This is a genomic window from Chryseobacterium nakagawai (assembly GCF_900637665.1).
In the GTDB taxonomy this organism is placed as follows: Bacteria; Bacteroidota; Bacteroidia; order Flavobacteriales; family Weeksellaceae; genus Chryseobacterium; species Chryseobacterium nakagawai.
The window spans coordinates 3418929-3433470 of record NZ_LR134386.1; the positions used below are offsets into that span (position 1 = coordinate 3418929).

The following is a 14542-nucleotide window of genomic DNA, read 5'->3' on the forward strand; positions in this document are numbered from 1 at the left end:
AGTTGTTATCTCCTACTCGGTTTCATTTTCTTCTTCGCCCTGGAATAGATCTCCGATGATTCCGCCATCTTCATCCATATCTCCGGCTGGCTCCGGTTCTTCATATACTTCCGGTTCTTCTTCTACAGGTTCTGGAATGGTAATATTAATGGCTTTTACCTTAAATTTCGTAAACTGATTTCCTATCGCTTTTATCCCTTTTATGGCAATAAATTCGTCGATATTAATGGTTTCCGGATCCCGTTCTTTCCCTTTATCTTTTGCAAAAATAATTTCTGCTGTTACATCATTGGCTACGATGACATTCTCTATAAATGAATTCGGATGTTCAGATGGCATAAAGGTCTGTACATTTACTGTATTTTCCAGCAGGAACCTTTTGATAAAATAGATCTGCTTTTCACCATCATAATAAATACAAGTAATGGGCTGCTCAGGCTTCCATTTTTCCAAGACCAGATATTCATCATCAAAACGGTTTCCTAAATCAAAAGAAACAAGCTTTACTTCTCCATTAGTATTGATTGTCAATATTTTATCATCTCCTTTAAAACTACCCAGCAAGGTACCTCTTACATCAGCATTCAACCTTCTTACTGTATCATCAAACCAAATCCTTCTTGGAGCCAGTGTAGAAACGCCCTCTTCTTTAAGGTCTACCTTCTTCACTGCATATTTGGTCACCAGGTTTCCTTTAGAATCACGTCCTTTAATAGCAAGATCAGAAAAATTGATCTCCATTTTATTCTTTCTGATTCTAGGATTTGGCTTTAAAAGAACCGTAACGGTTTCTGCTTCCCCATTCGGGTTGGCTGAAAAGTATAATGTTTCTGAACCTTTTTTATCTGAAGCTAACGGATAGTCTGTATTTCTGGTAACCCCGGTTACAGAGAAACGTTTCATATAATAAGGTCCTTCCCTGCCTTCACGGTAGATCATGTTGTACACGGTTCGCTTATCATTTTTCTTCCATATGGCCACATGGAGAATATCTTTTCCGATAAATGTTTTAGCTTCCACTTTTACCACCTTCATGCTACCATCTTTTCTGAAAGTAATGATATCATCAATATCTGAACAGTCAAACATATACTGATCTTTCTTCAATGATGTTCCGATAAAGCCTTCTTCAAAATTAGCATAGAACTTCTCATTGGCAACAGCTACTTTGGTTGCATCAATGGTATCAAAGATTCTAAGTTCTGTTTTTCTCTGTCTATCTTTTCCGTATTTCTTCTGAATATTCAGATAATACTCAATAGCATAGGCTATCAGATTGGCAAGATGATGTTTTACCTGCTCTATTTTACCTTCAAGAGAGGCTATATTTTCTTTAAATTTATCTAAATCAAATCTCGAAATTCTCTTGATCCTGATCTCGGTTAATTTTAAAATATCTTCTTCTGTTACTGCTCTTAAAAGATGCTTGGTATGAGGCTTCAATCCTTTGTCGATGGTTTTCAAAACATCTTCCCAGGTTTTCACTTCTTCAATATCGTGATAGATCCTGTTTTCGATGAAAATCCTTTCCAGTGAAGAGAAATGCCAGCTTTCCTGAAGCTCATGAAGTTCTATTTCAAGTTCTTTTTTCAGCAATGATACCGTATGATCCGTATTCATTTTCAGAATATCAGAAACATTCATAAACATTGGTTTATCACCCACAATCACACAGGCATTCGGCGAAATTGTTACCTGGCAGTCTGTAAAGGCATACAGGGCATCAATCGTTTTATCCGGAGATACGTCGTTGTGAATATGGATCAGGATCTCAACCTTATCGGAAGTGTTATCTTCAATTTTCTTGATCTTAATCTTTCCTTTCTCATTGGCTTTTAGGATAGAATCGATCAGGTCACTCGTTGTTTTGGAATAAGGAAGTTCAGAGATCACCAACAGGTGTTTGTCTGTTTGGGTGATTTTAGCTCTGGCTCTTACCTTTCCGCCTCTGTGACCGTCATTGTATTCTGATACATCCAGGTAACCGGCTGTTAAAAAGTCCGGATAAACCTCAAATTTCTTTCCTTTTAGATAAGCTACAGATGCATTGATAAGCTCATTAAAGTTATGCGGAAGAATCTTTGTGGAAAGTCCTACTCCAATTCCTTCCACCCCTTGTGCAAGAAGCAATGGAAATTTTACAGGAAGATCAACGGGCTCATTATTTCTACCGTCATAGGATTTTGTCCATTCCGTAGTTTTAGGATTAAAGACTACTTCCAGGGCGAAAGGAGTCAGCCTAGCTTCAATATACCTCGCTGCCGCAGCAGAATCTCCTGTGTAGATATTCCCCCAGTTTCCTTGAGTATCAATCAGTAATTCTTTCTGTCCTACCTGCACCATGGCATCCGTAATAGAGGCGTCCCCGTGAGGGTGATACTTCATGGTATTTCCCACGATATTGGCCACTTTATTGTAACGGCCATCTTCCAGTTCCCGCATAGAGTGCATAATTCTTCGCTGAACCGGTTTTAACCCGTCAAATACCGAAGGAATTGCCCTATCCAAAATTACATAGGAAGCATAATCCAGAAACCAATCTTTATATAGACCGGAAACTTTCTTTAAGCTTTCACCCTCATGCGAATATTCTTCTGTCGTCATCTGTTATATTAATCTTTTTTCTCTTTATTAGCTTTTACTACTTTATTCAGAGAGAGTTTTAAATCGTTTACTTCTTTTCTGGTCAGGTAAGAAATCTGGTACTTCAACATAGTGGAACCATTATTCTTACTTGAAACGGTAATGTATAATCTTTTGATAAAGAAAATACGAACTACGTCATATTTTATAAGTTTATATTTCGGAAACTCATCGTGAAGAGGTTTGCTTAAAAAAGGAATGATATTCCTATTCTTAAAATGCAGTGCTTCACCATCACTGTCATATTCAAAAATCTGTCGTCCGTTAAGGTGAAAGATAATCAACAGCATTATGGGAACAATTATCATCAGATAGCTTTCATTGCCTAGCGTATGAAATCTATATTTATTAACTAAAAATCCTGCAATTCCAAACACGACCATCATCATCAACAGCGTGCTTATAAAGTTATAAAATGATGCTTTACTACGGTTACTTAATCTCATTGTGATTCTTATATGGTGCTCATCAGGTATTAGCTGCTTACTTCATCAAGAATGTGTTTTTTATCAATATCAGAATCGTCTTCCACCACCAAGTTCTCAAGGATGAAAGTCTGTCTGTCTGGTGTATTTTTTCCCATGTAAAACTCTAGTAGCTGATCTATAGTTTGATCTTTTCCAATTACTACCGGTTCTAAACGGATATCTTTTCCGATGAAATGTTTAAATTCATCCGGAGAAATTTCCCCTAACCCTTTAAATCGTGTAATTTCAGGATTTTTCCCAAGTTCATTCAAGGCTTTTACTCGTTCTGCTTCTGTATAGCAATATCTTGTCTCCTTTTTATTTCTAACCCGGAATAGCGGGGTCTGAAGGATGTAAAGATGATTATTTTTAATCAGATCCGGGAAAAATTGCAGGAAGAATGTGATCATTAATAGACGAATGTGCATTCCATCAACATCGGCATCCGTTGCAATAATTACTTGATTGTATCTCAGGTCCTCCAAACTTTCTTCAATATTCAAAGCAGCCTGAAGAAGGTTAAACTCTTCATTTTCATACACCACTTTCTTCGTTAATCCGTAGCAGTTCAGAGGTTTTCCTTTTAACGAGAATACCGCCTGTGTTTCTACATCTCTTGATTTGGTGATAGATCCTGATGCAGAATCTCCCTCAGTAATAAAAATCTGTGAATCTCCTTTTCTCTCAGCTTTCTGATCGTTATAATGCTGCCTGCAGTCACGAAGTTTTTTATTATGCAGAGATACTTTTTTAGCTCTTTCTCTTGCCAGCTTCTGGATTCCGGAAAGTTCTTTTCTCTCTCTCTCAGAGATCAGAATTTTTCTTTGGATGGCCTCAGCTATTTCAGGATTTTTATGTAGGAAATTATCTAGTTTACTTTTAAGAAAATCAATAATAAAAGTCCTTACGGTAGGTCCGTTAGGCCCCATATCATTAGATCCCAGCTTTGTTTTGGTCTGGGATTCGAAAACCGGTTCTTCTACATTGATGGAAATAGCGGCAATGATTGATTTTCTAATATCGGAAGCATCAAAATTCTTATTGAAAAACTCACGGATGGTTTTCACATAGGCTTCACGGAAAGCATTAAGGTGAGTACCACCCTGCGTTGTATTCTGTCCGTTAACGAATGAAAAATAAGTTTCCGTTTGTGATTTATCAGAATGGGTAATTGCCAATTCAATATCCTCCCCTTTTAAATGAACGATCGGATAAAGAGTATCACTTTCCAGTTCTTCCTCTAAAAGGTCTTTCAGACCATTTTCAGAAAAATAGGTTTCCCCGTTGAATACTATTTTCAATCCTGGATTCAGATAGGCATAATTACGGAGCATTCTTTCGATATACTCTTTTCTGTATTTGAAATGCAGGAAGATGTCTCCATCCGGAATAAATGAAATTTCGGTTCCGTTTCTGTCCGAAGTTTCTTTTTCATCAAAGTTTTCTTTGATCATCCCTCGGGAGAATTCCGCCACCTTCATTTTCCCATCACGGAAAGAGCGTACTCTGAAATAATCTGAAAGGGCATTTACAGCTTTTGTACCGACCCCGTTCAGTCCGACAGATTTTTTAAATGCCTTACTGTCGTATTTACCTCCGGTATTCATTTTGGAAACGGCATCTACTACCTTTCCCAGCGGAATTCCACGGCCAAAGTCACGAATAGTGACCTTTCCGTCATCCAGCTTTATTTCAATTCTTTTACCGGATCTCATCCTGAACTCATCAATGGAGTTATCCAGAATTTCTTTAAGTAAAATGTAAATACCATCATCAGCAGAGGACCCGTCACCGAGCTTCCCGATGTACATTCCGGGACGCAGACGGATATGTTCCTGCCAATCGAGGGTTCTGATATTATCTTCCGAGTAGGTTGGATTTATTTCTTGTGACATATATGATTTCAGCAAACATACAAAAGTACGAAATTGTCCAAAATTATCCGAATTTTAATCTTCATTTTTTTATCAACATTCTTCCTGAAATCAAGATTAACATCACAAAAAAGTAGACTTAATTGAATGAAATATAAAAGGGTAAATGTCTGTGTTCCGACACTTACCCTCTGAAATTATTATGCCGCACTTTCCAGCTTGCCTATAATATTTTTAAGCATAGCCGGAACAATGAGCTTATGAAACGGCCGTACTGGTAAAAAGTACAATACTCCCAGCCAGTTATGGAACTTTACCGTAGTAGAGATTGTTAAAGAATTTTCATCCTGTCCACCTTGGTTCTTATCAAATAAAATAGAAATTCTGAAATCCAGATGTTTATCATCTTCACCAAGAATAATTTCATTGCTGGTTTTATCAAAAATCTTAAAAATACCGACACGCTCTCCTACCTCACAGGTAAAGCTATCAGCATCTTTCTCCGGATCATTTTCTGCACCGGTTTTCAAACCAAATAATCCTACCATCTTATTCCTGATAGCAAACATTTTCTTCCCCCATTTTGGTCCACTTGTAAAAAAAGCTTTCCCTATTTGTGTAATGTTAAAATTCTGCCCGTTTCCTACCAGTCCACCTTCAAAACTATCTACATAATCAAACTTTTCATTTCCTTGAGACAAAATGGATCTTGCCGGAAATTCAATCTTCTTAATTTTCATGATCATTGGTTTTAAAAAATTATTTTTAGCATAACAAATGTAAGCATCACCCAGCATATTTAAAAGCAAAAAAAAATATTTTTCAAACAAGTGTTTAAATTGTTTTTGTCGATAAAAGCCTTATAGATTTTGCTGATTACGCAGCTATTTAAATGCCACAAATAATGTCAACCTAAAAAAGCAGCTTTTACTGTATTCTAAACATTGATAAGAATAGAAGTATGTAAATGAACAGCGTTTTAAATAATTCATTAAATTCGGGATCAACAAAATCTGTTTATATGATACAACTTCCTTTATCTAAGCTTTCCAATGTAGGAACTACTATTTTCAGCCAAATGACCCAGCTTGCCAATGAAAATGAAGCGATTAATCTTTCTCAGGGATTTCCTGATTTCATGCCGGATTCCGAGTTATTAAACCATGTAGATCACTTTGTAAAAAAAGGGTTCAACCAATATGCTCCATTGGGAGGAATGATTGGTTTAAAGGAGGAAATTGCCAGAAAAATAGAAAACAGTCATCAAAGTACCTATCATCCGGATTCAGAAATTACGGTGACAGCAGGGGGAACTCAAGCTATTTTTACCGCTATTGCTGCTTTTATCAAAAAAGATGATGAAGTGATTATTTTTGAGCCTGCTTACGACTGTTATGAACCTACTGTAGAGCTTTTTGGAGGTATTGTAAAACGATTTGAAATGAAAGCTCCTGATTATCAAATCGACTGGGCTACTGTAAAGAGCCTGGTAAGTGATAAAACCAAAATGATTATCCTCAACAATCCGAATAATCCGTCAGGAAAAATCTTAAAAGAAGAAGATATCAATGCGCTGATTCAATTGGTCAAAGGGACTTCGATCCTTATTTTAAGCGATGAAGTGTATGAAAATATTGTTTTTGATGGAAAACAGCATTTAAGTATCTGTAAATACCCTGAGCTTAAAGAAAGAAGTCTTCTTGTAGCCTCATTTGGAAAACTATTTCATGTTACAGGCTGGAAAGTAGGATATTGTGCCGCTCCCAAAGCCTTAACAGATGAGTTCAGAAAAGTACATCAGTTCAATGTTTTTTGTGTGAACACTCCTATTCAACTTGCTTTAGCGGAGTATATGAAAAACGATGAACATTACCTTCATCTTAATCAATTCTTTCAGGAAAAAAGAGATTTCCTAAGACAAGGACTTTCTGGAACGTCCTTCGAGTTGCTAGATTGTGAAGGAACTTATTTCCAGGCAGTAAAATATTCTAAAATCTCAGATAAAAATGATTTTGATTTTGCCAGTGAATTAACTATTAATCATAAGGTAGCAAGTGTCCCATTTTCATCATTTTACAAAAATAAGCTGAATGAAAATGTAATCAGGTTATGTTTTGCAAAGAAACAGGAAACATTAGAAAGAGCACTAGAAAATCTTTCAAAAGTATAATTATTGTAAGATGTATTAGAAGTATTTTTAACCTGACATCAGGGAACTTATTTATTTCCAGAAACACACAATACAATATATTTTTTCTTCAATAGGTGATTTACTGTTAAAACTTTTCTTATATTCGTGTAACTAACTTACTAAAAATCAGAATCATGAAAAGCAAAACCGTATCAAAAGCAAAGAAACTGAATAAAAAAGAGCTGCAAACCATCCATGGAGGACTCTTGATGTGTCTGGATCCTTCATTACGATGCAGACAGTATCATCCTAAATGCGCGGAAGATCAATGTAAACCAGATCAACCCCAGGAGCCTTGGAATTAATTCTACAACAATAATCAAAATATCACTATTATGAAAAAACAAACTTCTCTACAAGCAAAAAAGCTTACTAAAAAGGAATTAAAAACCATTGCAGGAGGTCTACTGGACTGTATGCCTGCTCAGGAAATCTGCCTTCCTCATATGGAGCCGTGCCATTCCAATGTTGACGAGAATGGCTGTGCCATGATTTCTCCTTATTGTGGACAAAAAATATGCAGACCTTAATAACCATCAATTTATTACAATCTAAACTATGAAAAACAACATTCAGCTCAACGGAAGAAAATTGAACAAAAAACAATTGAGTACCCTCAAAGGAGGTCTAAGAATTTGCAGACCGGAAGGTTTTACAGAGTGTAAGCAATATGGAACATTCTGCGCTGAACAGGAATGCAAAGCCCCTCTTTAAATCTAGATTTATAAAGCTCTTTATTATATTTAAAAAGTCTATTTCTTTCTGAGATAGACTTTTTTTGCATGTTAGTATTTCCCTACAATACAACAACTGCAATAATTTGAAAAAATCACAAAATTCATTTTTTCTCCATTACGGGATTTATAATTAATGTTTTCCGTATATTCGTTGCATGTAACTCTCTAAATATCAAACCATGAACAATCAAAATTTAAACAAAGGAAAGAAATTAGCCAAGAAAGAGCTGAAAATGATTACAGGAGGAGGAGAAGTAAGATGTAAAATCTACGGAGACTATTGTTATTATCATGGGCCAGGATGCAAGGAACAAGAATGTCAACCTCCCATTCCTGTTGATCCGATTGACTAGTAGTCTAAAAAAATAAAAACCGGTATGCATGACCGGTTTTTTATTTGTCTTGTTTGAAAAATTCAGAGAAGTGAATAGGTAATCATTTTTTTCTTTATTAAAGAAACATTCCTCCTGAAGCTTCAATTCTTTGTCCATTGATCCAGCCAGCATCATCGGTACAAAGAAAAGCCACTACTCCACCAATATCATCAGGAAGTCCTACTCTGCCTAAAGCAGTAGAACCCGCTACCATATCATTGATTTCTTTATTGTCTCTTACTCTTCCGCCTCCGAAATCAGTTTCAATAGCTCCCGGAGCGATTACATTAGCCTTTATTTTTCTGGATCCCAATTCTTTGGCCATATATTTAGTCAGCATTTCCACTCCTGCTTTTATAGAGCCATAGACTGATGAGCCGGGTGTTGCAAATCTTGCCAGTCCTGAAGAGATATTAATAATCCCACCACCATCATTGATGAATGGCAATAATTTTTGAGTTAAGAAAAATACTCCTTTGAAATGAATATCCAGCATATCATCCATCTGCTCTTCCGTAACCTCTGTAATCGGAGCATATAAAGCTGTTCCTGCATTATTGACAAGATAATCAATATGGGAATTTCCCGTAGCCTCTTTTAAGTGGTCAGTCACTTCTTTCACAAATGCCTCAAAGCTTTTACGGTCTTTTGTATCCAGCTGAAATGCGGCTCCCTTTCTACCCAAAGCTTTTATTTCATTAACTACAGCTTCTGCTTCTTCTTTATTGCTTCTATACGTAATGATAACATCCAGTCCTTTTTGGGCAATTTTAAGGGCTGAATTTTTACCTAAGCCACGACTTCCCCCGGTTACCAATGCTATTTTTGTTTTTGCTTCCATATTTTTGGTTGTTTTAGTGATACAAAGTTGGAATATTTACATCAGAAAGAGTTTACCTGAATCAATCCGAAATTTGCAAAATTCAAATCATGAACGAAATTCTAAAGGAGTATATGACGTTTTTCTTTTAAAAAAGTTTGAAAAATGAGCTATTTCTTCAAAACCAAGCGTGTAAGAAATTTCAGATACATTCCATTGGGTTTGTCTTAATAGGATTTTTGCCTCCTGAATGATACGGTCACCGATAAATTCTGTAGTCGTTTTTCCGGTGCTTTCTTTTAGTCTTTTATTGAGATAATTAACGTGTACAGACAATCTTTCAGCATAGTCGTTGGCTGCTCTCAACTGTAACCGCTGTTCTCTTGATTCAATAGGAAACTGTCTTTCTAATAATTCTATAAATAAAGATACAACTCTCATAGAAGCATCTTTTGAAACTGAAATTTTTGTAGCAGGCTGTAGCTTTTGACCATAATGAATAAGCTCCCAAACGTAATTCCTAATCAGATCATATTTAAATAGATAATCTGAATCAATTTCCTTTTTTATTTTTTTAAAAAGAATTTCTATTTCATCAGCCAATTCATCCTCAATTTCAAATATAGGCACCGCTCCCGGTTGAAAAATTGGCAGACTTTCCAAGGAATTATAAGAAGCTTCTTTCATGAAAAAATCTTCAGTAAATACACAAAAACTTCCAGATTGCTGCCCATCTTCAGGAATCCAATGATAAGGAACTTTAGGAGTAGCAAACAGCAGCGCATTTTTTTCTATTGCAATGATCTTATCGGCATACTCAGCTCTGTTTTTTCCTCTAATCAAACTGATTTTGTAATATTTCCGTCTGTTATAAGGCATTTCGGAAGTACTTCTTACTTTTTCAAGGGTTTGAGCGATATCGAATACATTAAAATGTCCAATATCTTTATGGAGGCCTTTAGGAAAAATATCCTCAAGGCTTTTCCCCAGTTTGGCAGTCATTTCTCTATAAAAATCTTCTAACGAAGAGTGAGCTATTGTCTCCATAATCAACAAGTTGTAAAATTCAAATATACAAAGTTGATTTTTAATAAAAACAAAATATTTATTACATTTTTTCTACAGAAAGTGATATATGAATAAATATTTTCACTACATTAGTATGTAACTAACTCACTAAAAATCAAAACAATGAAAAATCAAATTTCACAATTCGGGAAAAAGCTGAATAAGAAAGAACTTACCACGATTAGAGGAGGGCTTCTTAATTGTATGGAACCAATACTTTGTCCAACTCCATATGAACCTTGTGAGTCACCATATCCCAATGGCTGTACCATTATTTCACCTGTCTGCGGGCAAAAAGAATGCAGACCAGCACCCATCACTATAGAGTAATCATCAAACTTCTTAAAATTAATACTATGAATAACGGAAAAAAACTGAACAAAAAGGAATTAAAATCCATCAAAGGTGGATTACAGATGTGTCTTGATCCAGAAACGGGACGTTGCATCGCTACCGGAATACGATGCGCAGAAAGAGAGTGCAGATATGCACCTGAACCTCCTTTTCCTTTTTAAAAGATAATAATCTAACATTTAAAAATCATAATCATGAAAAGTCAAAACTTAAACAACGGGAAAAAACTCAACAAAAGAGAATTAAGAAGTATTACAGGAGGATTAAGGCAATGTATAGACCCTATGACTGGTCAATGCAGAGCTTTTGGTCTGGGATGCGCAGAACCACAATGCAGACCTATATTGGAACCATAGGAACATATATCCTTAAGAAAACTATGGAAAACCCAACCTCAAACAATCCTAAAAACTAAGTAAAAGGGAATTACGAGTGATCATGGGAGGATTAATGGGATGTATTGCCCTATTTACCGGCCAATGCAAAACAGCAAGTAAAAGCTGTGGAGAAAGAGAATGCAGACCTAATCCAATTGTTCCTTAGTTTCATTAACGATTCACACAATTCAATGACTATGAATAAAGGAAAGAAATTAGATAAGAAAGTATTAAAAACCATTATCGGCGGATCATACTCTTGTATAGATTATAAAACCGGCCGGTGTATGATAACAGGAACAGGATGCACAGAAAGGGAGTGCTGGTATGTACCTGAACCACCATTTGACTAAACATCAACCTTTTGTTATTTTTATAATTTGAGCACTTTCACTTGTTGGAAAGTGCTTTTGTTTTTAATAAATGAAATATCAGATTATTTTAAATAACGTATCCACCAACCACTTTAAGCACCCACTTTCCGTTTTCATAATCTGCAGAATAATCATTTTTATAGAAAGCTCCTGCTTTATAAATATAAAAACTGTTCGGGTTCTTTTTATTTTTCTGTATTGGAGAAATTGTTTCTTCAATAATGTCAGCGACTTTGGTGTAATATGTTTGCTTCTTTTTGTCTTCAGGTACAAATAATATCTTTTGAGGAGGATTGATTTGATGAAAATATTCACAGTCTGTTTGATAGACCTGAAATTCATAATCCAACTTTTCAGCCCCTACAAAAGTATCAGAAACCAATTGATTATAAAGACGGGTGAATTTGTTATCTGATGATCTGAACATAGGGTTCTTATCCTCAAAATCATTGATTCCATCACCGTCTGTATCTTTTTCATGGGGATTGAGTCCAAAACTATTCTCAAAAATATCATTGTAACCATCCTGATCGGAATCCTGTATCAGATCTTTCAGTTTAATTTTAAACAATTTGCCATCTTCAATCACTGAATAGTTTTTGTACCCACCACGATCAATAGGATTATCAATTTTCACCAGACTTCCTTCAATATGGAGATAATCTCCTTCAACAATCGGATTCCGCTGAATTTTATTGAAATAATACAGGTTTGGACTAAGCCCTAAAAAATAGACAGAAGGTTTATTATTTTCAATTTTTAGCAACCAGTATCCAAGTCCGTTCATCCCAAGTCCATATAAGGTATCTCCAGAATTTTGTTTTGCAAAACATATAAACTGATCAGAAAACTTTTCATCAAATATTGTATTGCCAGTTTCAGTTGTTTTACCCTTTTCTCCAAACTCCGCTATTGGAAGGCGAAATTCGGTTCTGTCTGTTTTAAAGTCCCGGTATGTAGTAAGATTGGTAATTTCTAGATAATTGGGGTTTTCTGCAAGAATTTGTTTTAGCGTATAAGATTGGGAATCTTCAACCTGTATCACAACATCTTCAGTATTCATCTTATCTATGAAGCATTTATCTTCAATAGGCTTTGAACATGAAAAAAAGAAGACAATAATCGTAAAATAAATGATTTTCATAGTACAGTTTTTCTCACGAAAGCAAAAAACGCTCCCAAATTATAGTATGGAAACGCTTTTTTATAAAACTAACTTTAATATTTTTCTTATACGTTGAATCTAAAGTGCATGATGTCTCCATCCTGAACGATATATTCTTTACCTTCTACTGAAAGTTTTCCGGCTTCTTTTACTTTTACTTCTGAACCATACGTCATATAGTCATTATACTTAATAACTTCTGCACGAATGAATCCTTTTTCAAAGTCTGTGTGGATTACTCCAGCAGCCTGAGGAGCTGTCCATCCTTGTCCGATAGTCCATGCTCTTACTTCTTTTACTCCGGCAGTGAAATAGGTCTGAAGCTTTAAAAGGTCATAAGCTTTTCTAATCAAACGGTTTACTCCCGGTTCTGTAAGACCTAGCTCATCAAGGAAAATCTCTCTTTCTTCGAAAGTTTCCAGTTCGTTGATATCAGCTTCAATCTGAGCAGCTAATACAACTACTTCTGCCCCTTCATTTTTAGCCATCGTTTCAATCTTGCCAATCCATTCGTTTCCGTTTTTGATAGAATTTTCATCTACATTACAAACGTAAAGTACTGGTTTATTGGTTAAAAGCTGAACTTCAGCAATAATTGACTTTGTAAAATCATCCATTGCAAATTCTCTTGCATTTTTCCCATCTTCAAGAAATTTCTGTAAATTCTGAAGGGTTTCGTAAGTAAGGATATCTTCTTTCTTACCGGATTTGATGAATTTTTTAGCTTTTTCAACTGCTTTTCCTACTGTTTCAAGGTCTTTCAGTTGTAATTCTATATCAATAATTTCTTTATCTCTTAATGGATCTACTGAACCTTCTACGTGAATGATATTTCCATTATCAAAACATCTTAAAACGTGGATGATCGCCTCACACTCTCGAATATTAGCAAGAAATTGATTCCCTAGTCCTTCTCCTTTACTGGCACCTTTTACAAGACCTGCAATATCAACGATTTCAACTACAGCTGGTAAAACTCTTTCGGGTTTTACGATTTTCTCCAGTTCAAATAATCTCTGATCCGGCACTGAAACGGTTCCCAGATTCGGTTCAATAGTACAGAAAGGATAGTTTGCTGATTGAGCTTTTGCGTTGCTCAGACAGTTAAAAAGTGTTGATTTACCTACATTCGGAAGGCCTACGATTCCACATTTCATATTGTAAAATTCAAAGTTTAAGGTTTAGGGTTTGAAAGTTCAAAGTTGAGAGTATAAAGTTTTGGTTCCTTCTACCCTCGTTACTGATTCCTGAACTTTCAGCGTGCAAAGATAGTGAATTTTAAGGGAGTTTCATAATAAAAAAAATCTGCCAGCGTTCTGACAGATTTTCAAACAGTTTTATGCTACTGATTAATTTTTATGGGTTATTTCCTGTGGCTTCTTGAGCCAATGGTACATCATTCGGTGCTTCCTGTAAAGCTTTATCCAAAGTAAATAAAGATTCATCTGTAGCTCTGTCGCCCCCTGCAATTTTTAATTTATCGATAAGGTTTTGAGCTAATGTTTCTTCTTCAATCTGTTCCTGTACAAACCACTGCATAAAATTCCAGGTTGCCCAGTCTTTTTCTGCCATAGAAAGATCTACAATTTTGTAGATGGCAGTAGTATTGTCTACTTCATGTTTAAAAACGCCTTCAAAACAGGCTGTGAGTGTCTCCGGATCGGCTGGAGGGGCCGGAATAGCATTTACTTTGGGCTTTCCACCTCTATTTAAAATGTACTCCATGAACTTGATAGAATGGTTTCTTTCTTCCTGAGAATGACGGTAAAGAAAATTAGCAATCCCTTGATAGCCTTTATCATCGGCCCAAATTCCATACGATAGAAAAATGTGTGATGCATGAATTTCTTTGTTCATCTGGTCACTAAGTGCTTTTTCCACTTTTGCGGAAAGTCTGTTAGTATTCATAAATGTTATATTTTGGTGATTATGGAACTAATCATGCAAAAATGATTCCGCTAAGGTTCTTAATTTACTTAAAACCAACTCAAACCAATATATATCATATTGATTTTCTTTATTTTAAGCTAATAATTTATAGTTATTCTAAAATAAAACGGCATAAAATTTTTGAAATTTTCTTAATCAAAAGATGTTT

General features: G+C 35.5%; 17 protein-coding genes. 8 read left to right on the forward strand and 9 right to left on the reverse strand.

Annotation, left to right across the window (positions count from 1 at the left end; all coding sequences use genetic code 11):
• Positions 1-12: 12 nt before the first annotated feature.
• From EL260_RS15465 to EL260_RS15480, 4 genes are all read right to left on the reverse strand, one after another.
• On the reverse strand, positions 13-2604 hold the full coding sequence (locus tag EL260_RS15465; protein WP_123856196.1) for a DNA gyrase/topoisomerase IV subunit A: 2592 nt from the start codon (positions 2602-2604) through the stop codon (positions 13-15).
• Between the two features lie 8 nt (positions 2605-2612).
• Positions 2613-3089, reverse strand: coding sequence for a hypothetical protein (locus EL260_RS15470; RefSeq protein ID WP_123856197.1), 477 nt, complete (start codon positions 3087-3089; stop codon positions 2613-2615).
• 29 nt (positions 3090-3118) lie between these two features.
• On the reverse strand, positions 3119-5005 hold the full coding sequence (locus tag EL260_RS15475) for a DNA topoisomerase IV subunit B (RefSeq protein WP_123856198.1): 1887 nt from the start codon (positions 5003-5005) through the stop codon (positions 3119-3121).
• Positions 5006-5184: 179 nt separating this feature from the next.
• Positions 5185-5724: a DUF2867 domain-containing protein gene (locus EL260_RS15480; RefSeq protein ID WP_123856199.1), complete on the reverse strand. Its 540-nt coding sequence runs from the start codon at positions 5722-5724 to the stop codon at positions 5185-5187.
• Between the two features lie 281 nt (positions 5725-6005).
• On the opposite strand from EL260_RS15480, the gene EL260_RS15485 reads away from it, so the two are divergent.
• The 5 genes from EL260_RS15485 (at position 6006) to EL260_RS25600 (ending at position 8265) form a co-directional block, all read left to right on the forward strand.
• Positions 6006-7154 (forward strand): methionine aminotransferase, encoded by a 1149-nt coding sequence (locus EL260_RS15485; RefSeq protein ID WP_123856200.1) that lies wholly within the window; start codon positions 6006-6008, stop codon positions 7152-7154.
• 155 nt (positions 7155-7309) lie between these two features.
• Positions 7310-7480 carry a bacteriocin gene (locus EL260_RS15490; protein WP_123856201.1) on the forward strand — a complete coding sequence of 57 codons (171 nt, stop codon included), beginning with the start codon at positions 7310-7312 and terminating at the stop codon, positions 7478-7480.
• A 30-nt stretch (positions 7481-7510) separates the two neighbouring features.
• The gene (locus EL260_RS15495) at positions 7511-7705 is read left to right on the forward strand and encodes a bacteriocin (RefSeq protein ID WP_123856202.1); all 195 of its coding nucleotides are present in this window, start codon (positions 7511-7513) and stop codon (positions 7703-7705) included.
• 28 nt (positions 7706-7733) lie between these two features.
• On the forward strand, positions 7734-7889 hold the full coding sequence (locus EL260_RS25595) for a hypothetical protein (RefSeq protein ID WP_164466524.1): 156 nt from the start codon (positions 7734-7736) through the stop codon (positions 7887-7889).
• 202 nt (positions 7890-8091) lie between these two features.
• Positions 8092-8265, forward strand: coding sequence for a hypothetical protein (locus EL260_RS25600; RefSeq protein ID WP_164466525.1), 174 nt, complete (start codon positions 8092-8094; stop codon positions 8263-8265).
• Positions 8266-8362: 97 nt separating this feature from the next.
• Here the strand turns inward: EL260_RS25600 and EL260_RS15500 are convergent, their stop codons facing one another.
• Complete coding sequence (locus EL260_RS15500; RefSeq protein ID WP_123856203.1) at positions 8363-9127, reverse strand: SDR family NAD(P)-dependent oxidoreductase; 765 nt, start codon at positions 9125-9127, stop codon at positions 8363-8365.
• An 87-nt stretch (positions 9128-9214) separates the two neighbouring features.
• Positions 9215-10153: a helix-turn-helix domain-containing protein gene (locus EL260_RS15505; RefSeq protein ID WP_123856204.1), complete on the reverse strand. Its 939-nt coding sequence runs from the start codon at positions 10151-10153 to the stop codon at positions 9215-9217.
• Between the two features lie 144 nt (positions 10154-10297).
• Between EL260_RS15505 and EL260_RS15510 the strand changes: the two genes are divergently transcribed.
• From EL260_RS15510 to EL260_RS25605, 3 genes are read left to right on the forward strand one after another with little or no spacing between them, the layout of a single operon-like run.
• Positions 10298-10504 carry a hypothetical protein gene (locus tag EL260_RS15510; RefSeq protein ID WP_123856205.1) on the forward strand — a complete coding sequence of 69 codons (207 nt, stop codon included), beginning with the start codon at positions 10298-10300 and terminating at the stop codon, positions 10502-10504.
• Between the two features lie 26 nt (positions 10505-10530).
• Entirely contained in the window at positions 10531-10689 is a 159-nt protein-coding gene (locus EL260_RS15515) for a bacteriocin (RefSeq protein WP_123856206.1), read from the forward strand.
• A gap of 33 nt (positions 10690-10722) precedes the next feature.
• Positions 10723-10884 carry a hypothetical protein gene (locus EL260_RS25605; protein WP_164464481.1) on the forward strand — a complete coding sequence of 54 codons (162 nt, stop codon included), beginning with the start codon at positions 10723-10725 and terminating at the stop codon, positions 10882-10884.
• Positions 10885-11346: 462 nt separating this feature from the next.
• On the opposite strand, the gene EL260_RS15525 is transcribed toward EL260_RS25605, so the two are convergent.
• The 3 genes from EL260_RS15525 to EL260_RS15535 all read right to left on the reverse strand — a co-directional run bounded on the left by EL260_RS15525 (position 11347) and on the right by EL260_RS15535 (position 14352).
• On the reverse strand, positions 11347-12423 hold the full coding sequence (locus tag EL260_RS15525; RefSeq protein WP_123856208.1) for a hypothetical protein: 1077 nt from the start codon (positions 12421-12423) through the stop codon (positions 11347-11349).
• A gap of 86 nt (positions 12424-12509) precedes the next feature.
• On the reverse strand, positions 12510-13601 hold the full coding sequence (gene ychF / locus EL260_RS15530; protein ID WP_123856209.1) for a redox-regulated ATPase YchF: 1092 nt from the start codon (positions 13599-13601) through the stop codon (positions 12510-12512).
• 199 nt (positions 13602-13800) lie between these two features.
• Entirely contained in the window at positions 13801-14352 is a 552-nt protein-coding gene (locus EL260_RS15535) for a ferritin (protein WP_123856210.1), read from the reverse strand.
• Positions 14353-14542: the final 190 nt, after the last annotated feature.